Raw genomic sequence first — 23,941 nt, 5'->3', positions numbered from 1 at the left:
GCGTAGGACCGCCCGGGGCGGCGCAACAGCTACAGCGAGACCGGGTAGACGGGCTCCTGGATCTCCGGTTTGATCCGGTCTTCGACGAAGATTCCGTGCCACACCATGAACACCAACAGCGTCCACAGTCTGCGGCTGTGGTCGGAGGTCCCGGCTCGGTGCGCGACGAGCATGTCGCTGATCGCGCGCTTGTTCAGCAGGTGGTCGGTCTGCGACTCAGCGATCTGCTGCTGGGCCCAGTCGTAGAGTTCGGTGCCGCGCAGCCAGTGCCGCAACGGAACCGGGAAGCCCAGTTTGGCGCGATGCAGCACGTGCGGAGGCACGATGCCCTCCAACGCCTGGCGCAGCGCGTACTTGGTGGTCTCCTTGGTGATCTTCTGATCGAACGGAATTCCTTCGGCGACCCGCAGCACCTCGGTGTCCAGGAACGGTACGCGCAGTTCGAGCGAGTTGGCCATGGTCATCTTGTCCGCCTTGACCAAGATGTCGCCTCGCAGCCAGGTGAACAGGTCCAAGTGCTGCATGCGCGCCACCGGGTCCCAGCCGTGGGATTGGGCGTACAGCGGCGCGGTGACGTCCTGGTGGGTCCATTCCGGGCGGAATTCGCGCAGCACCGCACGCAATTGGGCGTCGTTGAAACTGCGCGCGTTACCGTAGTAGCGCTGCTCCAGGGTGAGTGAACCGCGGTGCAGCAGGCTCTTGCCCCGGGTGCCGTCCGGAATCCGCTCCGACAGTTTGCCCGCCAGTCTGCGCAGCCCGCTGGGCAGGCGCTCGAAGGGCCTCAGCGACAACGGTTCCCGGTAGATGGTGTATCCGCCGAACAGCTCGTCCGCGCCCTCGCCGGAGAGCACCACCTTGACATGCTTACGGGCTTCCTTGGCCACGAAGTACAGCGGAACGAGCGCCGGATCGGCCACCGGATCGTCGAGGTACCAGACGATTTCGGGAATCGCGGCGGCGAATTCGGCGGGGGAGACGACCTTGACGATGTGGCGCGCGCCGATCGCCTCGGCGCTCTCGGCGGCCACGTCCACCTCCGAGTAGCCTTCGCGCTCGAACCCGGTGGTGAAGGTGATCAGCTTCGGGTTGTGCCGCATCGCCAGTGCGGCGACCGCGGTGGAGTCGATGCCACCGGACAGAAACGAGCCGACCGTGACGTCCGCACGCATGTGTTTGGCGACGGAGTCCTCGAGCGCGGCGCCGATCTCCCGGTAGCGCGCCGCCGCCGAGCCCGGTGCGAACGGACGGACCTGGAACTTCGGGGTGAAGTAGCGGGTGATCGCGGGCGCCGCGCCGGGCCGTACGGTGGCATAGCTGCCCGATTCGAGCCTGCGCACGTCCTTGTGCAACGTTTCGGGTTCCGGCACGTACTGCAGCACCGTGTAGTGCTCCAGGGCCCGCGGATCCAGGGCGTCGCTCAGCCCCAGTGCGGGCAGCAACTGCAGCAGGCTCTTCTTCTCGCTGCCGAACGCGGTGCCGCCCGGCCCGGTCGCGAGGAACAGCGGCTTGATGCCGAACGCGTCGCGGGCGAGGAACAGTTCCTCGGTTTCGGTATCCCAGATGGCGAACGCGAACATGCCGCGCAGTCGACGCACCGCTTCGGGGCCCCAGTAGTGGAATGCGGCGACGATCGCCTCGCTGTCGCCTTCGGTGCGGAAGATCGTCCCGTCCGGGAAGTCGGCGGCATGCGCCTCGGCGATCTCCGCGCGCAACTCCAGGTAGTTGTAGATCTCGCCGTTGAAAGTCAGCGCGTAGCGGTCCGGGTTGTCCGGCGGACCCCAGCGCAGCGGCTGGTGCGAGTGCTCGATGTCGATGATCGACAGCCGGTTGAAGCCGACGATCAGGTGATCGTCGTGCCAGGTGCCGCGCTCGTCGGGGCCGCGGTGGCGCACGCAGTGCAAGGCTTCGTAGACCTGCTCCACCGTGCCAGGTGCTGCCTCGTCAGATGTCAGAAATCCGAGCAGTCCACACACGGTGTCGGCAACCTCGTTTCGCGCAGTCGGGTACGCGCTCACCGGGCGGAGCGCGGGGGATGAAATCTAGTGTCCGAGTATGCCGCACACACCGGGTCCGCGTGGCACGCGCACCGCGTCCGGGCCGGACACGCTGGTGGCGGTGACCCCGGCACGGTCGGGTGGGGCGTCGAATCCGACCCGACGACGGACCAGCCGTCCGTTTGGTCTACGCTGCGTAGTACTCAGGTCTCTCTCAGGCGACCCGTGCGCTGTCGCGCCGGCCCGGAGGGGCCCTGAAACGTGCTGAAGATGCATTGTCGAGGTCGATCGCAGCCCTGACAATGCACTGTCGGAATGTGTGGCGACCAGGAAGGCGTGAGCGTGGCGCACAAGGCGAGCGAAGTGATCGGGGCACGACCCGCACGGGGTCGGCAGGGCCGCATCCTTCGACGGGCCGGGCTGGCGGTGTCCTTGGGGATCACCGCGGTGCTCGTCTCGGGCTGCTCGATCGACAATGTTTGGCTGAGGTTCGGCTGGCCCTCGGGTGTGACGCCGCAGGCCACCCGGATGCGGGAGCTCTGGACCTGGTCGGTCATCGCCGCGCTGGCAATGGGCGTCCTGGTCTGGGGTTTGACCTTCTGGACGGTCGCCTTCCACCGCAAGAAGGCGGACTCGCCGGAGTTCCCCCGGCAGACCGGCTACAACGTGCCGCTGGAGCTGACCTACACAGCCATCCCGTTCGTCATCATCGCGGTGCTGTTCTACTTCACCGTTGTCGTGCAGAACTACGTGCACGACAAGGTGGCCGACCCCGACGTGACGATCGACGTGACCGCTTTCCAGTGGAACTGGAAGTTCGGCTACCGCGAAGTCGACTTCAAGGACGGCTATAAGTTCGACGGCATCGACACCACGCGCGAGGCCGCGAACCAGGAGCAGCTCGAGGAGTACAAAGAGCGCACCAAGGACGGTCACCCCCAGCCGGGCCCGGTGCACGGCAAGCCGGAGAACGACATCCTGTCCTACCTGCACTACGACAAGGTCGAGACGATCGGCACCAGTTCCGAGATTCCGGTTCTGGTTCTGCCGACCAACAAGATCATCGAATTCCAGCTCGCCGCCGCGGACGTGGTGCACGCCTTCTGGGTGCCGGAGTTCCTGTTCAAGCGCGACGTGATGCCGAATCCGAAGGAAAACCACTCCGACAACGTCTTCCAGATCACCAAGATCGAGAAGGAGGGCGCGTTCGTCGGCCGCTGCGCCGAGATGTGCGGCACCTTCCACTCGATGATGAACTTCGAGGTCCGCGCGGTCTCGCCGGAGAAGTTCACCAAGTACCTGGACGCGCGCAAGGCGGGCAAGACCAATGCCGAGGCGCTCGGGTCTATCGGTGAGTCCCCTGTCGCCACCTCCACCACGCCGTTCGACACCAAGCGCGACACCAAGAGCGCGGCCGCGGCCGAGAGCAAGTGAGGAACTGATCTGACATGAAGATCGAAGCGCGGATTTTCGAACTGCTCACGGTGTTCTTCATCATCGTGGCGGTGGTCTACGGCTTCTTCACCGGCCAGTCGCGCACCGGCGTGGAGTGGGCTGGTACTACCGCCACCGTGCTGACCGCGGGCCTGTCGCTGATCATCGGCACCTACTTCCGCTTCGTCGCACGCCGGCTCGATCTGCGTCCCGAGGACTACGAGGACGCCGAGATCGTGGACGGTGCCGGTGACCTCGGCTTCTTCTCGCCCGGCAGCTTCTGGCCCATTACCCTGGCCGCCGCCGGTTCGGTGACCGCACTCGGTCTGGCGTTCTTCCAGTTCTGGTTGATCGGCATCGGCGTGGTCTGCATCCTGGTCGCGGCTGCGGGTCTGGTGTTCGAGTACTACCTCGGCCCGGAAAAACACTGAACTGACGATCTACCGCGAGGCCCATCGGAGACGTGGGTCGGACCGCGGGGGATCGACGGGAAGAAACCGTTGTCGGTGTGATCGTGGACGTCCCGGTGTGGAGCCGTCCACGACCGGGATGTGAACTCGGCGCCACCGCGGCGATGTCGCCGATTCTGTTCGAACAATAAGACCGCAGACTTCGCGGTGATCACTGTTCGGAGGAGTTCTGGTTCGAGAGCTATTCCGATCTTGCGAATCTATCCACGTTCAACCTGATCGGCCTCAATCGGATCTTCGGCAGTGGGCTGTGGTAGTGAAGCACCTGAGCAGGATCCGCGCGGACCCACCAGTACAGGCCGCGCCTCAACCGAGGCACCGACCCTCCCCTCTGGGCTCGAACTGCCCGAAGGGCTCCTCCCTGAACCGAATACCACGCCGAGCAACGCAACTACACCTGCCGGGCTCGGCCCGGCACCGAGCATTCCAGGCATACCGGGATTCTCGCCAGGCGGGCCGGGCTCGGGAGTCCAGGCAGCGTTGGTCTCGGCCCCGGCGGGCCTGGCTCCGCACTTCCCGCCCCGCCGATCTCAGGGCGGCCAGTGACAATTACTGGCACAAGTGGTTCGGCTGGCCTGCGTGGGGGAACGGGGACACCTATGGGACCGATGAGTCCCGCTGCTGGAACTCGAAAGAACGACGACGAAGTAACACACGAGTCCCCCGACTACCTCCGGCGGGTGCATTCCGACTGGACCGAGGGTATCGATAGCGCAGTCGGCGTTATCGGCGACGATCAGTTCGCCGAATTCGACTATGAAGCCAGCGTCGGGCGTATGGGCGACTCCAGCCTGGATTCTGCGCCGCGTCGAACCTCCCCGTCCTGGACTCGACCACCAGATCACGCCGTGCCCAGCACGTACGACTACCGGCCGACGCCTGGAGTGCAGCCAGCAGCGTCGCCAGAAACCCCATCCGCCCCGCGCCCCATGGACGACACCGGTTTAGACCAAACACGTCTGCATGCTCCCGGTCCTGTCGAAGTGGCGGGCAGATCGCAGAACGTCACCACAGGCCGTGATCGGGTACATATCGGTGATGCCGAATCAACCGGCTCCGGTGACACTCCGGCCGCCGCGAAGAGCCCCGATGCCAGGCCGATGGATGCCTATCCGACCGCGGACGCAGACGCATATGCCCAACGCCAGACGGTGACGATCAGCGGCAATGGCCCGGTGATGGACGACAATCCGGACGGTGCCGAGAGCGAACCGCAGGTATTCACGATCTCCGGTACCGGCCCGATCATTGATGACGGAGTCGAGGGCGCGGGCCGGTGACAACGCAAACGGTCTGCGGTGGGCAGCCTCGGCGTTGTTCTCTTCCAACGATCCGGCACGAGAGCTGACTTCGGCGCAGATATCAAGTTGGTCGTCACGCAGCGGCAGAGCCTCGGACTGCACATCGCCGCAACCATGCCTGCGGCGCCCGCTGGCGCTGCGGGCCGATTGATCGGTTACACACCGCGCGTTCGCGGTGAACAACCACCCACTTCGTGGAGATCGTCATCCGATCGCGAACGTCCAGGTGAAGAACGTATCCGGACTCTGCTGAGTCTGCCCCGCACCGCGGAGGGGCACCTACGAGTGCAACGTTACCCGCACGCCCAAGGCCACACCCGCCCTCCTATGTGAGCTGGATAGATATCCGAGACGACGATCCGGCCCACGGCCGCTACCTCATCAGTGTCGAGAACACCGAGACCGTGGTCCTGCCCGCCTGCTCCGATGTCATTGCCAGCGAGCTGCATCGCCGAGCAGATCTGGGAGAGTAACACCTGGAGGCCGAATGGCCTGAGCGAGTCGATTGGACGCAGACTGCCTCGCCGGGAGGCCCCACCGCCGATGGTGCATGCTCATACGAGCATCGATCAGCACAGGGGTCGGTGGGGGACATCCATCCCCTGCGCCCGGATTGCTGGAGATTACTCGCTCTCGTAACGCAACGCGTTTTCCGAGCGGCAGATCTCCTCGATACCGGAGACGATGTCACGCAGCAGTCCCGACGGCAGTGCGGTGGGGCGCAGGCGGCAGGTGAACGTGATCAGGCCGTAGTCCTCGGGGGACAGGCCACGTGCCGCCGATTCCGCGCGCAGGTGGCGTGAGCGCACGCCATAGGTCATCGCGGAGATGACGGTGAAGCAGCCGGAGCGTTCCCGATGTCCCGCGAACAGATCGTGTACGCGGTAGAACACCGACGTATAGCTCGACAGGGGCGCGAAAATGCCCACCCGGTAGGCCGGACCACGTTCGGACGAGCTGAGCGCCGTGTCGGCCAGATACTCGGCGTCGCGCAGGGTCTGCACCTTGGGCGCGAACATCACCGCGCCCGCGGCCGCATTGCGGACCGGCATGCCCGCCTTGCCTGGCGCGGCGGAGGCGATGGCGCCCAACGATTTCCGTGCGCGCGACCCGACCTCGCGCCGGGCTCGCAGCCCCCTGGTGGGCGCGGTGGGGTACAAGCTCGACCACTGCCCGAAACGTACGGTGCCGAGCTGCACATGGCCGGTGCCGACCGGGCGCGCCACCTTCAGCGGCGCGGTGTCGACCCAGCGACCGACTTGCAGCGCGGACGTGCCCGGGCGCGCGATCTCGGCGTAGGCATGCTCGACGAACGAGTCGAAGTCGAGAAACCGGTCCGCGGTGGTGGTCAGCCAGGTGTGGGCCTTGTCGACCTCGATCGCGTCCAGGGTGAGCGCGGTGATGATGCCCGCGCGTCCGCCCGCACCCAGGATGCGCTGGAACCGATCGGTGTGGTGGGTGCGGCCGCAGGTGCCGATCCGCCCGTCGGTGTCCACGTATTCCAGATCGACGATCTGGTCGATGAACAGGCCGTACTTGTGCGAGGCCGCACTGACGCCGCCGACCGACGCGAAGCCGCCCGCGGTGATGTCGCGGTGGTCGCCGACAATGGGCAGGCCGAGCCCATGCGCACCGAGTCTGCGGTCGACGTCCGACAGTTTGGCGCCCGCTTGCACTCGGACGGTGCGCCTGCCCAGGTTGATGTCCAGCACCTGGTTCATCCGGCGCAGCGAGACCACGGTCGGCTGGGCGGGCAAGGTGAGACCCTCGTCGATCAGTTCGCCGCCGCGCACCATCAGCCGTTCCGATCGCCCGCGTGAATCCCTAATCGTGCGAACGACATCGGCGGTATCCCGGGGGAGAAATTCTTCGGCGTTGGAGACAATCTGCGGCGTGCTCATGGCACGAAAGCTAACCACAGCGCGGCCCGTGCCGCGCACCCGAATCCGGGTTATCGGACCGCGGGCGCAAGGCGCTCGCGCGACAGCACGGATCCGTGTGAGTCGTACAGGTCAACGGTCGGTTCGCTCGACTCCCGCGGATACGCATCTCGCCGAAATGGCGGAAGATATCCAACGGCAACTGTTGCCGACAACGCATGCACGACACCGCCTCGGGGTCGAGGGTTCCGTCCAGTGGGTTCGGGCCGAGTGCGCCGGCCTTCAGCGGCCCGCAGACCCGACCGCGCGGCGTGCACCGGCTGGTCGACGACCGCACCGGCCGTCGCCCGGCCGAGGTCGAGGATCGAGCGCGTTCGTGCGACATGCGTGACGCCGCACAGGATCCGAGCGTGTCGGAATCAGCGTATGTCGCACTATTCGGATCGGTCGTCGACCGGATTCGACACACTCGGTCCGCACCGTATCGGTCGCCTGGTGGAAGGCGCCGGTCAGCTCGCCGCAGTGTCGGGAATCCGCGCCGCCCGGGGGCGGTTGCCGCTCGGCACGCCCTTCTTCAGGCTGGCGGCGTAGACGTCGACGTACTCCTGGCCGCCGAGCTGCATCAGCTCGTACATCACCTCGTCGGTGACGGAGCGCTCGACGAAGCGGTTGCCGCCCATGCCCTCGTAGCGGGAGAAGTCGATCGGCTTGCCGAATTTGACCGTGACCTTGCGGCGGCGCCAGCGGAATGGTCCGGGCGGGCTGACCTCGTTGGTGCCGGTGACGGCGACCGGGATCACCGGCACACCGGTCTCCAGTGCGAGCCGGGCCATCCCGGTCTTGCCCTTGTACAGGCGGCCGTCGGGCGAGCGGGTGCCCTCCGGGTAGAGACCGACCAGCCGGCCCTCGTCGAGCAACTTGCGGGCCGCGTTGAGCGCGTCCTCGGCTGCGTCGGCGCCGCTGCGGTCGATCGGGTACTGACCCGAGGCGCTGAAGAAGAACCTTTGGAACCGGCCTTTGACGCCCGGGGTATTGAAGTACTCGGCCTTGGCGAGGTAGTTGATCCGCCGAGGGCTCAGCAACGGCGCGAACAGCCAGTCGGCGAAGGAGAGATGGTTACCCGCCATAATGGCCGGCCCGTCCGCCGGAATGTTCTCCACACCCTCGACCGTGGGCCGATTGTAGAGATGAATGAACGGTCCCAGCAGCGCGAACTTCAGCAGCCAGTAGAACATGACGTCCTTCCCCCGGGACCGGGATAGTGGCGGGTACCTGCGTCAATTGCCGACTTTACCGCTGGTGCAAGATCACATCCAACCGCAGAGGCGAATCTCACCACAGTTCGGTCTCGACGACGACCGACGACGGCCGACGGCGTGTCGGCCAATGGCGACGAGGTCCCGCCGCGCCGTGACAACGGCCGCCGCGCGATCAAGGACTGCTTCGCGCCACGCGTGCGGATTTCCGAGCGCCGGCGGGCAGCGCCGCCCTGGCGAGGTCGGCCGCGCCGATCATCCCCGCCGCCTCGCCCAGTTGCGTGGTCCGAATCCGAGCCAGCGGACGGTGTCCCGCGCCGGTGACCGCTCGCGCGTACTCCTCCCGTGCCTCGTCCAAGAACAGCGGCGCCGAACTGCTGACCCCACCCGCGATGACCACGAGATCCGGATCGAAGATATCGCTGACAAAGGCCAGCCCGAGCCCGAGCCAGCGGGCGAAGTCGGCCAGCACCCGCCCCGCGAGCGGATCGCCGTCCTGCGCGGCGCCCGCGACCCGCCGCCCGGTCAGCGAGCCCGGGTCACGCAGCACATCCTTGGCCAACACCGAGCGCACCGGGTCAGTGGCGAGCATCTCGATGGCGGTGTCAGCCAACGCCGTACCGCTGCAGTACCGCTCCCAGCATCCGCGCTTGCCACACGGGCACGCTCGTCCTTGCGGAACCACCTGTAGGTGGCCGAGTTCCGGTGCGACACCGTGCGTTCCTCGATACAACTGGCCGTCGATGAGCAGGGCTGCGCCGATGCCGGTGCCGATCGCGATGAGCACCACATTGTTCCCACCCGCCGCGGCGCCGAACCGATACTCGGCCCACATGGCCGCGTTGGCGTCGTGCTCCAGGATCACCGGCAGTCCGAGGCGCTCGGTGAGTCGCTGCGCGACCGGAGCGTCCTGCCAGGGCAGATGCGGGGCGAAACGGACGGTCGAGCGGTCGCCGTTGATGAATCCCGCGACGGCAAGTCCCACCGCACTGATCGGATGCCTGCGACACAACTCGCGGACGGCACGGTCGAGCGCGTCCTCCAGCGCTCGCGCCGAATGCGGGGTGGGCGCCTGCACGGTGTCGAGCACCTCGCCACCACCATCGATCACGGAGGCACGAATGTTGGTGCCGCCGACGTCGATTCCGACGGTCAGCGCTCGCGCATCGGTCATGTGGTGCGTCATGGATGGATCGTCACCGGGATGTCTACGTAACGGGGACGTGCGCGATCGCCCGCATCCTCGCGCGAAGCGTGCCGATGCGGCACACCGGGTTCCGGGTCGACGTCCGGTGGCAGCACCGGCTCGACCGGCGCCCCCGCCAGCGCCTCACGCAGCACGGTGACGATCGCGGTGCCGTGCTCGGCGACCGCGGCGAGCACCTCATGGTGCTCGCCGCGCACCAATGCCGCGGCAGCGCACACCGGACACCAGCTGCAACTCGTCCATTCGGTCCGCTCCTCGGCTGCGCCGCGCAGCACCGGCTCGACCCGCTCCAACGCCGCCTCGGCGAGCAGTTTCAGCTCTGCCACGAGTTCGGCGATCTCATCCGGCACCCTTTCCTCGCCCGTACGCGAGTGTGCGTCAGCGGTCATGTTCGTGGCTTTCGGGTGCGTGCGACCAAACCAGGGGGTCGGGACGGAAGCGGACAACCAGATAGCCGTCGTTCAACTCCGCGCCGTCGACCGCGCATCGCCGTAACACCGGCGTCAACCGCACCCGGCGCCGGACACCATCCGCTCCCACGATCAAATCGTCCTCCACTCGGCCAAGGCGCAGCGTCGCGGCGTCGACTACGGGCAGGTGCATGCGCAACGCGTACACCGACTGCAACCCGGCACCCGATTCCCATCGAACCACCGGTCCGCCGGAAACCGCGTCGACCTCCGTCTGAATGTCGCCCAGCATAAGCGTGGCGGCGCCGGTGCTCCGTGCCGAGCCCACCGCGTACGACAGCGCGGCCAGCGAACTCAGCCCGACCGGCTCCGGCCCGGTGTGCTGCGCGATCACCACGGGAACACCTGGCATCTTGCCCCGCCATTCGGCGATCACGTCCAGCTGTTCGCCGTGCCGGTTCAGATACCAGTGCACTGCGGGATGTTGCGCCTCGACCGGACCGGTCGGCGGCGCGACCTCGGGAAGCACCTTGTTCACCACCACGGCGTCCAGTCGCACGCCCAGCAGCGCCGCGGCGGAACGCACCCGCTCGGACTCGGCCACCGCCACTCTTTCGGCGACCGTGATCAGCCACGCTCCGGTGCGCACGTGGTCGGCCAGCAGATCACGAACCTCGGTGACCGCCTTGACGATCCGCTCGACCACGGCCGCGAGCACGGCGCGGTGCAGATCGGTGCCGACGGCACTCATCGCCCGCGCGTGCGGCGGCCAGATCCGCTCGAGATAGCCGAGCAGGGTGTCCGGCGCGGTGATGATGCGCAACATGTCCGCCGACGGCGGGCAGTCGACGACGATCAGATCCCAGTCGTCCTCCGCGGCGAACTGCGCGATCTCGACCAGCATCAACAGTTCCTGTACACCGGGTAGCCCCGTGAGCTCGGCCGGGTCCAGAGCAGCGACATCGATACCGTGCTCATGCCCACGACCGGTCGAGATCATCCGTACCACCTCGCGGAACCGGTCCTCGAGCAACGCCAGCGAATCCACCTCGATCACGTCGAGACCGGGAAGAACGGTCGCGACACCGCTCACCGTCCCCGGATCATGCGGAAAGCGGAAGCCGAGCGCGTCACCGAGGGAATGCGCCTGATCTAGCGAGGCGATCAGCACACGGCGACCCGACCGGGCCTCCGACATCGCCGCGGCACACGCCAGCGTTGTCTTGCCGACCCCACCCTTGCCGATGAACAACTCGACCCGGGTCTTGTGCGCGGTCAGCCTTCGACCCGTTTCTTCAGTTCCTTCAGCGCGGTGTCGGTGATCACCTTCTCCGCCTTGCGTTTGAACATGCCGATCATCGGGATCGTCAAATCGACGGTCAGTGTGTAGACCACCTCGGTGCCACCGTCCGGCTGATCGATCAGTTCGTAGGTCCCGTCTTGCGCTTTCTGCAATTCACCGCTCAGTAGCGTCCAACTAACCGCCTTGTCGTCGCCGCGCCAGGTATAGGACAGCACATAGTTGTCCTTCACCACCCCGGCGTCCAGCACGAAGTGCGCGGTCTTGGCCCGGCCACCAGGCCCCCTCTCCAGCACCTCGACAGATTTCGCCGCCGATACCCACTCCGGGTAGGACTCCAGGTCGGCAATGACGGCCATCACCTGCTGCGACGGGGCCTCGATGATGATCGACCTCTGGGTCCTGTCGGCCATGCGGACGGCGATTCCTTTCAGCGTCGGTGCCACGGGATGTCAAGAAACCTGCGCCGGCGCGACACCCGCCGGCCGGCCGGCCTCCAGCCGGGACTTCAGTTCGAACGACATGGTCTTGCCCGCGACCCGGCGTGCCCGGTTGGCCGCGGCGAGTCTGCCCGCGGGCAGTGCGGGCTCCGGATCGGCGTGCAGGAAATAATGCAGGATCACCCCATCCATCGAGGGTTCCAACCACACCTCCATGGTCCCGGTCAGTGCGCCGCGCACCGACCAGCGGATTCCTTTGTCGCCCCGGTTCTCTCGGACATCCAAAGTCAGATCCGGCCACCAACGGCGCCAATTGTTCGGTCCCGTCAGCAGGTCGGCGACGGCGGACCCCGAGGCGGCGACAAAGGTCTGATCTGCGACCTGGATACTGCTCACTCCGCTGAGCGTAATGGATGCGGCGCGGATCACCGCAGCAGCTGTCGCAGGCGCGCGCCCAATCGGTCCCAACGCCACTGCTGCTCCACGAACGCACGACCTGCCGCACCCATCCGGGCCGCGGCATCCCGATCGGACAGGATCTCCACCAGCGCATCCCCGACTTGTCGCACCGAGCGGCCATCCACCACACGACCGGTCTCGCCCTCGATCACCGTCTCCGGCGCACCGCCGGAATTGCCTGCCACCACCGGAACCCCGGACGCGGACGCCTCCAGGTAGACGATGCCGAGGCCCTCAACGTCCAGACCCGCGCCCCTGGTCCGACACGGCATAGCGAAGACATCGGCCAGTGTGTGATGCGCCGCCAGCTCGCCGGACGGGACCCGGCCGGTGAACACCACATCGTCGGTGACGCCCACGGCGACCGCCAGCCCACGCAACTTGTCCTCGAACGGCCCGCCGCCCGCGATCACCAGCCTCGCTCCCGGCACCCGCTCGCGGACGTCGCGCATGGCAACGATCAGAGCGTCCTGCCCTTTCCGCGGAACCAGTCGAGACAGGCACAGGATCGTCGGACGGTCGCCCAGGCCGTAGCGGTGCCGCAATTCCGCACGCGCCGCCTGATCCGGTCGAAATACTTCGGAGTCCACGCCGGGCGGCAGATACTCCAACGCGGCGTTCGGACCGAACGCGGAGGCGAACCGCCGGCGTGTGTAACGGCTGACGTAGGTGACCACGTCGGTGTGCTCGCCGATAGCGCGCAGCACCTGTCTCGCACCGGGCAGCATCGACCAGCCGACCTCATGGCCGTGCGTGCTGGCCAGAATGCGTTCGGCCCCCGCGCGACGCAGCGCGGGCGACATCACTGCGAGCGGCGCCGCCGCCCCGAACCAGACCGTGTCGCACCTCTCGCTGCGCAGCAGGCGCATGGCACGGCGAAGTACCAACGGGGTCGGCAGCATGAGCGTGGTGGGGTGCCGAACCACTTGGAACTTCTGGTTGGCATCGAACTTCAGATGGCTGTCACCGCGCCAGCGCGGAGCGTAGACCACCAGGTCATCCGGCGGCAGTTCGCCGGCCAACGCCTGCAGGTACGACTGGATACCGCCCGGCCGCGGCGGGAAATCATTGGTAACCAGCAGAGTTCGGGCCATGTGCAACAAAATACTGTGTTGGATTTGCAGCGCCTGCGGCGCTGCGGGTTCGCGGCCCTTTCTGGCTCGTGTCCGAGCGACCGCATGCGACTTCGTCGCGGGCGCGGCGGCCGCTCGGACGCGAGCGGGACCGCGAACGGTGCTCGTAGGACTCGCACTCGACGGGTGAGTGGGTGTGGTGAGTGGGCTATTTGTTGTGTTCAGGGTGGTGTGGGTCGGTCCGGTTGTTGGTTGGATGTCGGGTGGCCGGGAATGTGCGGGGCCGGATGCCTCGGTCGGGACTCAGGCTGTGCGGGCGATGAGCCAGGAGTGCCAGTCGGTGAGGAAATCGGTGCGGGTGGTACCAAGGACATCACGCAGGATGCGGTCCTCGGTGGCGGGGTTCTGCTTGGCCGCGGCGATGCGGTGGTAGAGCTGGACCAGGCGGGAGCTGTCGTACTTTTCAGCGACGAAGGCGCAGATGGACCAGGCCTTTTCGTAGGTGAACGCGGCGTTGGGGCCGGAGAATTCGGTGTCGGTGGGCAGCTCTGGTGGCAGATCGTGTACCCGCCCGTGTGCGGTGACGGTGGGGGCGATGTCGGCGAAGCGGTGGCCCTGGTCATGGTGGGCGATGTAATCGGCGAATCCCTCCACCATCCACAGCGGTGCGCCGTCGGCGGTCTGGGCGCGGGCCGCGATGTGGGTGAGTTCGTGGCGCAGGAGGGTCGCCAGACCCGCTGGGTCGAGTCGGTGGCCCGCGTCGGAGCTGAAGACCACGCGTTGTCCGCTGGGCCGGGTACCCGGTGGGAAGGGGTCGGCAACCGATGCGGCGGCGACTTCGGTTGGCAAGAGAGCGGCCGCGCGAACGAGAGCAGCGAATTCCGCGGGGGAGGAGGCAACGACCACGAGTGTAGATTGCGCCCAGTCCGTGCCCCAGACGTCGGTAACCGCGGCGGTCGCGGCGGCGAGTTCGCGCTGCAGGATGTCGATGTCGGTCTGCTGCGGGGAATGGCCGATGACCAGGGACTGCTGTCCGTCGCCGGTAGGCACCCGGCGGGCGATGACCGGTCCGAATGGTTCGACGATGCGGCGCACTTCGGTCAGCCGGGGATCGGTGGCCGCCACCTGGCCGACGGAATCGATCGGGGCCGGCGGCGTGGCACGCATGTTCGGCAGCACCCAGTTCGGCAGCATGAGCAGGGCGACACAGATCCCGCTCAGCACCATCACCATCGAAACGGTCAGGCAGAACTCGAATCGCCGCCGTGCCGACCACCAGTCGAACAAGCGCCGCACGCTGCTCACGGCTGCTGGGCGCTGCTGTTCGGCGCTGTGGTGTGCGGTCATGCGACGCCGGTGGTTGGCTCGCTCACGATGTCTAGAATCGCCGAGCCGAATGGAACGGCGTCGAGTCCATCGGCGCCACGGCGACGGGGACACCGAACGTGGAAGCGTGCAACATGAGCCCGTTGCCCGCGTAGATGCCGACGTGCGAGATGTCGGAGTAGAAGAAGACGACGTCGCCGGGTTGTAGATCCTTCTTGGCGACCGGCGTGCCGTAGGTGGCCTGCTGCGAACTGGTGCGCGGTACGTTTTTGCCGACCTGCTTGAACGCCCATTGGACCAGGCCGGAGCAGTCGAACTGTTGTGGACCGGTCGCGCCCCACACATAGGGGTCGCCGACGCGGGTCAGTCCGGCGGCCAGCGCGCTGGTGCCGCTGCCGGGAACGAGGCCCTGCAGCAGGGTGTCGCGGTCGAAACCGGATGGGAACGGGGAGCCGGCCAGTGCCGACTTGTCTTTGGTGGACAGCGCGCTCCATGCCTGCACCACTTGGGCGATGGCGCCGCCCAGTTCGCTGCGCTTGTGCTCGAGGTCGCCGCGTACCGCGTCCGCCTTCTGAGCGGCCATGCGGGCGGTGTCGGCGGCGGCGCGTGCGGCCGATTCGGCCGCGGTCGCGGCGTCGGTGGCCTTCGAGTAATGGTCGAGCTGCTCGGCGGTCTGTGCGGAGAGCACATCCAGCGTGGACATCTGGTCGAGCAGCTGCTGTGGTGAGTCGCTGACCAGCACGGCGAACAAGCGGTTGGTGCGGGCGCCCTGATAGGCGGCGATCGCCGTACGGTCGATGATCGGCTGGTATCTGCGCACCTCGTCGCGGGCCAGGTTCACCATGTCGGTGCTGGCGCCGAGCTTGGCGTCGGCGGCGCGCTGGACAACGAGTTTGGCGTCGAGATCGTCCTGCGCGGCGAGCGCCTGCTGGTTGAGCTGCTCGGACTGATGGGAGAGGTCGATCATCTGCTGTACGGCGTCGGTCGCCGACCCGGGTAACGCGACCGGATCCGCTCCGGCGGGACTGCCAGCACAGAGTGCGGTAGCCAGGACTCCGGCCGCAAGCGTCCCGCCCACCAGACGTTTCGTGCGGAGTCTCCGGTGATGTACAGCCACGGCCCGCGGTGCCCCGTTCTCTCGTGAAGCTATCTCTCGTGAAACCGACGCAGAGACTTCCGGTGATGCCGAGGTTTGCGGTGCGCAAACCCGGGTACCCTGAGGAAGATCTCGATTAGATTACGGAACGGCGTAGGTCGATGTCCAGTTAGAGAACGAAACGATCACGCGCCCGCTGCGGCGGTAAGCCCGCGGCTCGCGACCCTACACGGGTTTCTCAGAAGCGGCGGGCGCCAGCGATGGGCATCGAGGAGATCGGCGCGAGCTGCACAGGTGTTCCGGAGGTCGACGCGTGCACGATGTTGCCGTTGCCCGCGTACAGGGCTGAGTGGCCGCCGCCGTAAAAGGAGACCAGGTCGCCGGGCTGAAGGGCGTCCACCGATACCGGGGTGCCGGAGGCGAGTTGAGCGCCGCTGGTGCGTGGGAGTTCTTTGCCCGCCTGCCGGTAGGACCATTGCACCAGGCCGGAGCAGTCGAAGGAGTTCGGGCCGGCGGCACCGTAGACGTACGGCGCGCCGAGCTTGCTCATGGCTGCGTCGAGGGCGGCCTCACCGACATTTTTCTGGGGGGCGAGAAACGGGAGTGGAGTTAGCTGCGGCAACTCGATGCCCGGAACGCCCTGGGGGATCTGGACCTCGTTCGGGACCTCGAAGGTTCCCACACCGGGGATGGTCACCGGCTGGGCCGACGCGGGGGCGGCGGGCAAGAGGAACGCGCCGATGGTGGCAGCGCCGACGGCCCCGGCGGCAATGGCGCGTCGTGCCTGTCGCTTGACGGCATTGGTCGTCATGATGCTTACTCCCGATCTGCCTCACGACGCCGCACCCGGTGGTGCCGCGGACTTCGTCGGCGTCGCACCGTTCGGTGTGCCGGACTCCGTGAGGTCTCGAAAAGGTTACGAACCAATCACGGTTGTTTGTAAAGCCGACGGAATCTGAAATGCGCGCGAGCAACTAATTGTGCGGACAAGTGATGTGAGATGCGTCTCTGGCAATCACGAAAAGATAACGGCGGCGTTTTCTCGGTGTCGGCCGGTGTCGTCGGGATGTGGTGCGCACAACCTGGTCGTCTGCCACCTCATGTCGCGTCATCGATTTTTCCCCAGGTCGACGCAGGGAATCGATCGAGGTCATGGGTGGTGATCTGGGTATGGGGTCGCCGTGTCAGGGCTGATCGCAGCATCGCAAAAAGTGCTGCGCGCTCCGTAGGACTCGCCCGAGCATTTGATGCTCTGTTATCTCGCATGTGACGTACGTCTCAATTGACGCTTCTAGATCATTTCGCGGGTAATTCAGCGAAATCACCAATGTGTAATTCGAACATTCGGGGAATAAATCGCGCCCCAGTTCCTGTCGGACCGAGGCTCTAGGCTGCACGCCGTGTCCGACCCCGCGCCGCGCAAAGCCACCACCCAGCAGTTGGCTTTCGATGATCTCGACACGCCCCTCTACGACACCACCTTCGTGGTTGTGGACTTGGAGACCACCGGGACCAGCCCCGGCGCCGACGGCATCACCGAGATCGGAGCGGTGAAGGTGCGTGGCGGTGTGGTCCTCGGCGAATTCGCGACTCTGGTCAACCCGGGAAGGGCGGTTCCGCCCGCGGTCGTGCACGTCACGGGGATCACCACCGCGATGGTCTACGCCGCGCCGCGGATCGAGGCGGTTCTGCCCGGCTTCCTGGAGTTCGCCGCCGGAACTGTGCTCGTCGCGCACAACGCTCGATTCGACCTGGCGTTCCTGCGGGCCGCGGCGGCACAGTGCGACACCCCGTGGCCCGCGGCGCAGGTCTTGTGCACGGTAAAACTGGCCCGGCGGGTGCTCGGCCGCGACGAGGCGCCCTCGGTGCGACTGAGCACGCTGGCGCGATTGCTCGGCGCAACCACACAGCCGACCCACCGCGCTCTGGATGACGCCCGCGCCACGGTCGATGTGCTGCACGCGCTGATCGGCCGGGTCGGCAATCAAGGCGTGCACAGTCTCACCGAGTTGCTCGACTACCTGCCCGATGTCACGCCCCGGCAACGCGCCAAGCGCTCCCTCGCGGCCGAACTGCCCGCGATGCCCGGCGTATACCTGTTCCGCGGGCCTTCCGACGAAGTCCTCTATATAGGGACAGCGGTGAACCTTCGCCGCCGAGTTCGCACCTACTTCACCGGCTCGGAAACCAGGGGCCGGATGAAAGAGATGGTGTCGCTGGCGGTTCGGGTCGACCACGTCGTCTGTGCGCACGCACTGGAGGCTGGGGTACGCGAACTCCGACTGCTCGTCGCGCACGCGCCACCGTACAACCGGCGGTCGAAGTTTCCGAAGCGGGCTTGGTGGCTGACCCTCACCGACGAGCCGTTCCCGCGGTTCTCGGTCGTTCGAGAGCCGAGCCGGGATGCGTTGGGGCCGTTCAGCTCCCGCAACGACGCCGCGGATCTGGGTGTAATCATCGCCGAGTTCACCGGCTTGCGTACCTGTACAAGGCGGCTGCCCCGGCGCGGGGTCCACCACTGCCCGTCCGCGATTGTCGGCGGGTGCCCGGCAGGCTCGGGCGGGAGGCCGTTGGGAATGGCGGAGTACGCACCCGCGCCCGCGCTCGTGCGGGCACTGTTCGCCGGGCGCTGCGACGCGCCGCTGCGGGCCATGTTCGATCGAATCGAAAGCTACTCACACGCAGAATATTTCGAGGCCGCCGCACGGCTGCGTGACCGAGCCGTCGCGGTGGTGCGCGCGCTGCACCGTACCCAGCGACTCGCCGCGGTAGCGCGCATCGCGGAACTGATCGCCGCACATCCCGACGGCGACGGCGGTTGGGAATTCGCGGTCGTTCGGTACGGCCGGCTTGCTGGTTCCGGTACCGCGGCACGGGGTGTGGCACCGATGCCGATCGTGGAACAGATAGTCGCGGCCGCCGAGACTGTCGTTCCGGCAGGTGGTTTACCGCAAGCCGACAACGAGTTCGCGGATCTGGTGCGGCCGTCGCACTCCGAGATGCCGCCGCCCGGGCCGCACCCGTCAGCGGGATCGGTACCCGCGCACGTCGGCGTGGCCGAGCACACACCGTCGCTGGTGAACGCTCCACCTCTGCGTGGAGCCCCCTCGGAAGAAGTAGCCCTGGCCGTGCGCTGGCTGGCGCGGCCAGGGGTGCGGATCGTACGCACCACCGAGGGGTACCGCGAGCAGATGTACAGCGCGGCCCGATGGCTGAGCTGGGCCGTGCTGGCCGACACGGCGGCTCGCGCCCGACCCACCGAGCAGGCATATCTCGAGCGCTTAGGCTGAGCACCATGATTACCGCGATCGTCATGATTCACGCCGACAACGGCCGCATCCCCGAAACCGCGCAAGCGGTAGCGGACACCGAGGGCGTCACCGAGGTCTACTCCTGCGCGGGTGACGTGGACCTGATCGCGATCGTGCGGGTGCGCGACCACGAGCAGATCGCCCAGGTGGTGACCGGTCGGATCGACAAGGTTCTCGGCGTGCTGCGCACCACGACCCACATTGCGTTCAAGTCGTACTCGCGCGCCGAGATGGAAGCAGGTTTCTCGCTCGGGGAGTGATTCCGGGCGACTCGGTGGGAGCGCTGCGTGTCAGTTGTCGCCGAGCGTCTGTGTCAACTTCGCCCAGCGGTCGAGCAGCTCGGCCGCCTTGCCGGTGTCGATCGCTTCGGCGGCGCGTTCGATGCCCGCGGCGAGGACCTCGTGCAGATCCGCCTCCGGGTCACCCGCCCCGCGCGACCAGTCGTACGTCACGATCGCGGCGGCCGAGTTCAACAGCACGGCGTCGCGGACCGCACCGCCGAAGCCCGCGAGCATGTCACGGGCGATACCGGCGTTCACCTCGGCATCGCCGCCACGCAGCGCGTCCAGGTCGACGCGCGGGATGCCGATCCGGGTGGGGTCGATGGCCGTCTCGCGGATCCGTCCGTCGGACACCACCCACACCTCGGTGGTGTCGGAGGTCGTGATTTCGTCCAGTCCATCGTTGCCGCGGACCACCATGGCGCTCGCGCCGCGCTCGGCGAACACGCCCGCGATCACCGGCAGCAGGTCGGCGAATGCGCAGCCGACCAGTCCCGCCCGTGGCTGCGCTGGGTTGGTCAGCGGCCCGAGCACATTGAACACGGTCGGGATACCGATCTGGCTGCGCGCGGCACCGGCGAACCGTAGGGCGGGATGGAACGCCGCCGCGAAGCAGAATCCGATGCCGGTCTCCTGCACGCATCGCGCCACCGCCTCCGGTCCGAGCGCGAGTTTCACTCCCAGCGCCTCCAGTACGTCGGCGCCGCCGCTCTTGGACGATGCTGCCCGGTTACCGTGCTTGACCACGGGAACCCCGGCCGCCGCCACGACGATCGAGGACATCGTGGAGATATTCACCGAGCCCGAGCGGTCGCCGCCGGTGCCGACGATGTCGACGGCGTCGCCGTCGATCCGAACCAGGCGGGCGTGCGCCAGCATGCCGGTGGCCAAGCCGGTCAACTCTGCGGCGGTCGGCCCCTTGATCTTCATCGCGACGCCGAATGCGGCGATCTGCGCGGTGGTGGCGTTGTCGGACATGATCTCGTTCATCGCCCATGCCGTGTCGTCCGCGGCTAGGTCGCCACCATCGGCGAGGGTTCCGAGCACCTGGGGCCAGCTGCGCACACTCATACCACTTCTCCCGTCACACTGGTTCGCGCACCAGTTTGTCGGGAAGCAGCCTAATCCGCGAGACGTTGTGGCCGAGGGTTCGGTTGCAGCGCATCCCAGCCGTCGGCGTGGCCGTCGTGGCGCTGCGCGAGACCGGCCATGCGCGAGCGCTCCTGCGCGCAGTGCAGGGCATCGAGCAGTTGAACCCGCTGCAGGACCACGGTCTGCAACTCCGGCGACTCCGCGGAGCCCGGCCGGACGGTCCTCGGCGCGGGCGCGTATCCGTCCTGCGCGGCGATCGCGCACACGGTCTCGACATGCCGGGATGGGATGCGCAGATGATGCCGCAGCACTGCGGGGGCTTCCGGCGTCAGCGCGGTCGCCCGCGCCAGTGCCGTCGAACACGCCTCCGCGTCGTCGAAACCGGACGCCACCACCACGAGATCCGCCCGGCTCGGGTCGAGTGTTGCCGACCGGCCCCGCCGGAAGGCTCGCCGCCACACTCGTGCGAGCACATCTGCCACCATCTCAGCTTCTCCTTACTCTCGCCTGCCATGCTCGTGCGGCGTCCGTCCGACACCGCGATCCCGGCAAGACGCGCCGTCAGCGGGCGGAACTTACCCGCCGATGCCCGGTCGAGAGCTCGTCCCCCCGTGTGTTTTCCGACACCGGAAGACAAGTTTCGAACCCGAGTACTCCTGTCGTACTACGACGAGTCATACTTACCCCCGTGACGACCGCAGTAGGGACCCCAGGATCGGCCATTACTCAGCGTGTGCATTCGCTGAACCGGCCCAACATGGTCAGCGTCGGTACCATCATCTGGCTGTCGAGCGAGCTGATGTTCTTCGCCGGCCTGTTCGCGATGTATTTCGTCGCGCGCGCGCAGGCGCACGGAAACTGGCCGCCGGAGCCGACCGAGCTGAACCTGAAGCTCGCCGTGCCGGTCACGGCCGTTCTGGTCGCGTCGTCGTTCACCTGCCAGATGGGCGTGTTCGCCGCGGAGAAGGGTGACGTCTTCGGCCTGCGCCGCTGGTATGTCGTCACGCTGATCATGGGCGCGATGTTCGTCTGCGGACAGGGCTACGAGTACATGAACCTGGTGCACGAGGGCACCTCGATCGCCGGTAGCGCGTACGGCTCGGTGTTCTACATCACCACCGGCTTCCACGGTCTGCACGTCATCGGTGGTCTGATCGCGTTCGTGTTCCTCCTGGCCCGCACCAAGGTCAGTAAGTTCACTCCCGCGCAGGCCACCGCGGCGATCGTCGTCTCGTACTACTGGCACTTCGTCGACATCGTGTGGATCGGGCTGTTCGCCACGATCTACTTCGTCCGTTGAGCCGGGCGAGACGCCTCGAGCTTTTGCACAAGTCGGTTCCGTCTACTCCAAAGGGACACAGATGAGTTCATCTCCCCCATCAGCGCCAGAGCCCGCGAGCCCCGGGAACGGCCAGGCCAGCAGGACGCGCAGGCAGCGCCGCGTTCGCCGTCGTATCGCGGGTGGACTTGCGCTGCTGGTGGGCCTCGTCGGAGCAGGTTTCCTGGCATCGGCGCTGACGCCGGATCCGCAACGCGCGACCGCGCACGAGGACCAGTCGGCGCTGATCCGTGAGGGCCAGCAACTCTACGACACCTCCTGCATCACCTGCCATGGCGCGAACTTGCAGGGTGTCTCGGACCGCGGTCCCAGCCTGATCGGTGTCGGTGAGGCGGCGGTCTATTTCCAAGTGTCCTCCGGGCGGATGCCGATGGCCCGTAACGAGGCCCAGGCGCAACGCAAACCACCGAAGTTCGACGCACATCAGACCGACGCGCTCAGCTCGTTCGTGGCGGCCAACGGCGGCGGCCCGACCGTGGCGCGCGACGCGAACGGCGAGATCGCGCAGGAGTCGCTGCGCGGCTCCGACATCGCCCGCGGTTCGGAGCTGTTCCGGATGAACTGCGCGTCCTGCCACAACTTCACCGGACGCGGCGGCGCGTTGTCCTCCGGTAAGTTCGCGCCACCGCTGGAACCGGCCAGTGAGCAGCAGATCTATACCGCGATGCTCACCGGCCCGCAGAACATGCCGAAATTCTCCGACCGGCAGTTGAGCTCGGAGGAGAAGCGCGACATCATCGCCTACGTCAAGAACGCGTCCGAAGAGCACAGCCCGGGTGGCTGGGACCTCGGCGGATTCGGTCCCGCGACCGAGGGGCTGGCCATCTGGGTGGTCGGTATCACGCTCGTCGTCGGCGCCGCGATATGGATCGGATCGAGGTCATGAGCGAGCGAGCAATGGTCACCGCCGAGCACTTGCTCGTGCCGGAGCCGCGCGCCGGCGAGGTGCAGGCATGAGCGATAAGGAGCGAGACGACATGGGTCGGCCGGACGAGGGCCACGACGCTGAGCCGTCGAAAGAGCAGTCGGCACACACCACTCCGGCGGAGCCCACCGAGGCGGAACTGGACGCGATGTCGCAGGCCGAGCTGGTGAAGCTCGGTACCGAGCGCGACGACGTCGAGGTCGCCTACCGGCGTGAGCGCTTCCCGATCCCCGGCACCCGTGCCGAGAAGCGGGCCGAGCGCGCGGTGACCTTCTGGTTCGCCGTGTCCGGTATCGCGGCCGCCGCGCTGGTGGGCGTCTTCTTGTTCTGGCCGTGGGAGTTCAAGGGCGCGGACGAGGAGGGGCATCAGGCCTACTCCCTGTTCACCCCGCTGATCGGGATCACCCTCGGTGTCGCGGTGCTGGTCATCGGTGTCGCGGTAGTGCTGATCCGCAAGCTGTTCATTCCCGCCGAGCTGTCCATCCAGCAGCGGCACGACGGTCCGTCGCCCGAGGTCGAGCGCCGCACCCTGGTCGCCGAGCTGCAGGACGCGCTGGAGACCTCCACGCTGGGCCGGCGCAAGATGATCACCCGTACCGCGGGTGCGGGCGTCGGTGTGCTCGGCGTCGGCGCGCTGCTGGTGTTCGTCGGCGGCATGATCAAGAACCCGTGGGCCAAGGGCGCCAAGTCGCCCCTGTGGGTCTCGGGCTGGACCCCGGACTACCCGGGCGAGACCATCTACATCCGCCGCGACACCGGTCGTCCGGACGACGTCTTGCTTGTACGTCCCGAAGATCTGGACGCGGGTGCGATGGAGACGGTGTTTCCATGGAAAGAGAAGTGGCGCGGCGACGAGCACGCCACGCTGGAGTCGCTGCGCGGCATCCGCAACGCCGTCATGCTGATCCGCCTGCGCACCGAAGACGCGCAGAAGGCGATCAAGCGCAAGGGCCAGGAGAGCTTCAACTACGGCGACTACTTCGCCTACTCGAAGATCTGTACCCACCTCGGCTGCCCGACCTCGCTGTTCGAGCAGCAGACCAACCGGATTCTGTGCCCCTGCCACCAGTCGCAGTTCTCAGCGACCGAGTGGGGCAAGCCGGTCTTCGGTCCCGCCGCTCGCGCCCTGCCGCAGCTGCCGATCACTGTCAACGCTGAGGGTTTCCTGGTCGCCAACGGCGACTTCATCGAGCCGCTCGGCCCGGCCTACTGGGAGCGTCGCTCATGAGTCCTTCTGTGGCAGCTCAAGCCGATGAGGCGGATGAGCGGTATCGTGCCGCGGCGTTCGTCAAGCGGTCGATCAACAAGGTCTTTCCGACGCATTGGTCGTTCTTGTTGGGTGAGATC

The 23,941-nt window shown here is 67.0% G+C and carries 22 protein-coding genes; 8 read left to right on the top strand and 14 right to left on the bottom strand.

Features of this window, described 5'->3' with window-relative positions:
- Positions 1-29: 29 nt before the first annotated feature.
- Positions 30-1,973: an asparagine synthase (glutamine-hydrolyzing) gene (gene asnB, locus AB0C34_RS22070; protein WP_357076371.1), complete on the bottom strand. Its 1,944-nt coding sequence runs from the start codon at positions 1,971-1,973 to the stop codon at positions 30-32.
- A 363-nt stretch (positions 1,974-2,336) separates the two neighbouring features.
- Between asnB and AB0C34_RS22065 the strand changes: the two genes are divergently transcribed.
- The 3 genes from AB0C34_RS22065 (at position 2,337) to AB0C34_RS22055 (ending at position 5,178) form a co-directional block, all read left to right on the top strand.
- Positions 2,337-3,428, top strand: a complete 1,092-nt coding sequence (locus AB0C34_RS22065) for a cytochrome c oxidase subunit II (protein WP_357076368.1) — start codon at positions 2,337-2,339, stop codon at positions 3,426-3,428.
- A 14-nt stretch (positions 3,429-3,442) separates the two neighbouring features.
- The gene (locus AB0C34_RS22060) at positions 3,443-3,859 is read left to right on the top strand and encodes a cytochrome c oxidase subunit 4 (protein WP_357075967.1); all 417 of its coding nucleotides are present in this window, start codon (positions 3,443-3,445) and stop codon (positions 3,857-3,859) included.
- 1,022 nt (positions 3,860-4,881) lie between these two features.
- Complete coding sequence (locus tag AB0C34_RS22055) at positions 4,882-5,178, top strand: hypothetical protein (protein WP_357075964.1); 297 nt, start codon at positions 4,882-4,884, stop codon at positions 5,176-5,178.
- Between the two features lie 644 nt (positions 5,179-5,822).
- Here the strand turns inward: AB0C34_RS22055 and AB0C34_RS22050 are convergent.
- The 11 genes from AB0C34_RS22050 to AB0C34_RS22000 form a co-directional block, all read right to left on the bottom strand.
- Complete coding sequence (locus AB0C34_RS22050) at positions 5,823-7,100, bottom strand: FAD-binding oxidoreductase (RefSeq protein ID WP_357075961.1); 1,278 nt, start codon at positions 7,098-7,100, stop codon at positions 5,823-5,825.
- Positions 7,101-7,588: 488 nt separating this feature from the next.
- On the bottom strand, positions 7,589-8,314 hold the full coding sequence (locus tag AB0C34_RS22045) for a lysophospholipid acyltransferase family protein (protein WP_357075959.1): 726 nt from the start codon (positions 8,312-8,314) through the stop codon (positions 7,589-7,591).
- Positions 8,315-8,510: 196 nt separating this feature from the next.
- The gene (locus AB0C34_RS22040) at positions 8,511-9,521 is read right to left on the bottom strand and encodes an ROK family protein (protein ID WP_357075956.1); all 1,011 of its coding nucleotides are present in this window, start codon (positions 9,519-9,521) and stop codon (positions 8,511-8,513) included.
- Positions 9,518-9,931 (bottom strand): hypothetical protein, encoded by a 414-nt coding sequence (locus AB0C34_RS22035; RefSeq protein WP_357075953.1) that lies wholly within the window; start codon positions 9,929-9,931, stop codon positions 9,518-9,520. The genes AB0C34_RS22040 and AB0C34_RS22035 overlap by 4 nt, the downstream gene beginning before the upstream one ends.
- Positions 9,921-11,204: an ArsA family ATPase gene (locus tag AB0C34_RS22030; RefSeq protein WP_357075950.1), complete on the bottom strand. Its 1,284-nt coding sequence runs from the start codon at positions 11,202-11,204 to the stop codon at positions 9,921-9,923. The genes AB0C34_RS22035 and AB0C34_RS22030 overlap by 11 nt, the downstream gene beginning before the upstream one ends.
- Before the next feature lie 23 nt (positions 11,205-11,227).
- Positions 11,228-11,665, bottom strand: coding sequence for an SRPBCC family protein (locus AB0C34_RS22025; RefSeq protein ID WP_357075947.1), 438 nt, complete (start codon positions 11,663-11,665; stop codon positions 11,228-11,230).
- 39 nt (positions 11,666-11,704) lie between these two features.
- Positions 11,705-12,088 (bottom strand): polyketide cyclase / dehydrase and lipid transport, encoded by a 384-nt coding sequence (locus AB0C34_RS22020; RefSeq protein ID WP_357075944.1) that lies wholly within the window; start codon positions 12,086-12,088, stop codon positions 11,705-11,707.
- Positions 12,089-12,117: 29 nt separating this feature from the next.
- Positions 12,118-13,245, bottom strand: a complete 1,128-nt coding sequence (locus AB0C34_RS22015) for a glycosyltransferase family 4 protein (RefSeq protein ID WP_357075941.1) — start codon at positions 13,243-13,245, stop codon at positions 12,118-12,120.
- Between the two features lie 282 nt (positions 13,246-13,527).
- A complete protein-coding gene (locus tag AB0C34_RS22010; RefSeq protein WP_357075938.1) occupies positions 13,528-14,571 on the bottom strand; it encodes a hypothetical protein in 1,044 nt (347 codons plus the stop codon).
- 31 nt (positions 14,572-14,602) lie between these two features.
- Entirely contained in the window at positions 14,603-15,628 is a 1,026-nt protein-coding gene (locus AB0C34_RS22005) for an NlpC/P60 family protein (RefSeq protein ID WP_357075935.1), read from the bottom strand.
- Positions 15,629-15,884: 256 nt separating this feature from the next.
- The gene (locus tag AB0C34_RS22000) at positions 15,885-16,457 is read right to left on the bottom strand and encodes a C40 family peptidase (protein ID WP_357075932.1); all 573 of its coding nucleotides are present in this window, start codon (positions 16,455-16,457) and stop codon (positions 15,885-15,887) included.
- A 589-nt stretch (positions 16,458-17,046) separates the two neighbouring features.
- Here AB0C34_RS22000 and AB0C34_RS21995 point away from each other — a divergent pair.
- Together AB0C34_RS21995 and AB0C34_RS21990 are read left to right on the top strand one after the other, a co-directional pair.
- Entirely contained in the window at positions 17,047-18,936 is a 1,890-nt protein-coding gene (locus AB0C34_RS21995; RefSeq protein ID WP_357075929.1) for a DEDD exonuclease domain-containing protein, read from the top strand.
- Between the two features lie 5 nt (positions 18,937-18,941).
- Positions 18,942-19,217, top strand: coding sequence for an Lrp/AsnC ligand binding domain-containing protein (locus AB0C34_RS21990; RefSeq protein ID WP_357075926.1), 276 nt, complete (start codon positions 18,942-18,944; stop codon positions 19,215-19,217).
- A gap of 30 nt (positions 19,218-19,247) precedes the next feature.
- Here the strand turns inward: AB0C34_RS21990 and trpD are convergent, their stop codons facing one another.
- Both trpD and AB0C34_RS21980 read right to left on the bottom strand, forming a co-directional pair.
- The gene (gene trpD / locus AB0C34_RS21985) at positions 19,248-20,309 is read right to left on the bottom strand and encodes an anthranilate phosphoribosyltransferase (protein WP_357075923.1); all 1,062 of its coding nucleotides are present in this window, start codon (positions 20,307-20,309) and stop codon (positions 19,248-19,250) included.
- Between the two features lie 50 nt (positions 20,310-20,359).
- Positions 20,360-20,815, bottom strand: coding sequence for a hypothetical protein (locus AB0C34_RS21980; protein ID WP_357075920.1), 456 nt, complete (start codon positions 20,813-20,815; stop codon positions 20,360-20,362).
- A gap of 203 nt (positions 20,816-21,018) precedes the next feature.
- Between AB0C34_RS21980 and AB0C34_RS21975 the strand changes: the two genes are divergently transcribed.
- The 3 genes from AB0C34_RS21975 to AB0C34_RS21965 all read left to right on the top strand — a co-directional run bounded on the left by AB0C34_RS21975 (position 21,019) and on the right by AB0C34_RS21965 (position 23,822).
- A complete protein-coding gene (locus AB0C34_RS21975) occupies positions 21,019-21,630 on the top strand; it encodes a heme-copper oxidase subunit III (RefSeq protein ID WP_357075917.1) in 612 nt (203 codons plus the stop codon).
- Positions 21,631-21,691: 61 nt separating this feature from the next.
- Entirely contained in the window at positions 21,692-22,555 is an 864-nt protein-coding gene (locus AB0C34_RS21970) for a cytochrome c (protein ID WP_357075914.1), read from the top strand.
- 91 nt (positions 22,556-22,646) lie between these two features.
- Positions 22,647-23,822, top strand: a complete 1,176-nt coding sequence (locus AB0C34_RS21965; protein ID WP_357076365.1) for a ubiquinol-cytochrome c reductase iron-sulfur subunit — start codon at positions 22,647-22,649, stop codon at positions 23,820-23,822.
- Positions 23,823-23,941: the final 119 nt, after the last annotated feature.

It is taken from the genome of Nocardia sp. NPDC049220, assembly GCF_040647855.1.
In the GTDB taxonomy this organism is placed as follows: Bacteria; Actinomycetota; Actinomycetes; order Mycobacteriales; family Mycobacteriaceae; genus Nocardia.
This window is presented reverse-complemented; position numbering and strand designations above follow the sequence as displayed.

Excerpts from the sequence above, each read along its gene's own strand:
- AB0C34_RS22060 (WP_357075967.1), top strand. The coding sequence starts at position 3,443 with ATGAAGATCGAAGCGCGGATTTTCGAACTGCTCACGGTGTTCTTCATC.
- AB0C34_RS22050 (WP_357075961.1), bottom strand. The coding sequence starts at position 7,100 with ATGAGCACGCCGCAGATTGTCTCCAACGCCGAAGAATTTCTCCCCCGG.
- AB0C34_RS22045 (WP_357075959.1), bottom strand. The coding sequence starts at position 8,314 with ATGTTCTACTGGCTGCTGAAGTTCGCGCTGCTGGGACCGTTCATTCAT.
- AB0C34_RS22040 (WP_357075956.1), bottom strand. The coding sequence starts at position 9,521 with ATGACGCACCACATGACCGATGCGCGAGCGCTGACCGTCGGAATCGAC.
- AB0C34_RS22035 (WP_357075953.1), bottom strand. The coding sequence starts at position 9,931 with ATGACCGCTGACGCACACTCGCGTACGGGCGAGGAAAGGGTGCCGGAT.
- AB0C34_RS22025 (WP_357075947.1), bottom strand. The coding sequence starts at position 11,665 with ATGGCCGACAGGACCCAGAGGTCGATCATCATCGAGGCCCCGTCGCAG.
- AB0C34_RS22015 (WP_357075941.1), bottom strand. The coding sequence starts at position 13,245 with ATGGCCCGAACTCTGCTGGTTACCAATGATTTCCCGCCGCGGCCGGGC.
- AB0C34_RS22010 (WP_357075938.1), bottom strand. The coding sequence starts at position 14,571 with ATGACCGCACACCACAGCGCCGAACAGCAGCGCCCAGCAGCCGTGAGC.
- AB0C34_RS22000 (WP_357075932.1), bottom strand. The coding sequence starts at position 16,457 with ATGACGACCAATGCCGTCAAGCGACAGGCACGACGCGCCATTGCCGCC.
- AB0C34_RS21990 (WP_357075926.1), top strand. The coding sequence starts at position 18,942 with ATGATTACCGCGATCGTCATGATTCACGCCGACAACGGCCGCATCCCC.
- trpD (WP_357075923.1), bottom strand. The coding sequence starts at position 20,309 with ATGAGTGTGCGCAGCTGGCCCCAGGTGCTCGGAACCCTCGCCGATGGT.
- AB0C34_RS21980 (WP_357075920.1), bottom strand. The coding sequence starts at position 20,815 with ATGGTGGCAGATGTGCTCGCACGAGTGTGGCGGCGAGCCTTCCGGCGG.
- AB0C34_RS21970 (WP_357075914.1), top strand. The coding sequence starts at position 21,692 with ATGAGTTCATCTCCCCCATCAGCGCCAGAGCCCGCGAGCCCCGGGAAC.
- AB0C34_RS21965 (WP_357076365.1), top strand. The coding sequence starts at position 22,647 with ATGGGTCGGCCGGACGAGGGCCACGACGCTGAGCCGTCGAAAGAGCAG.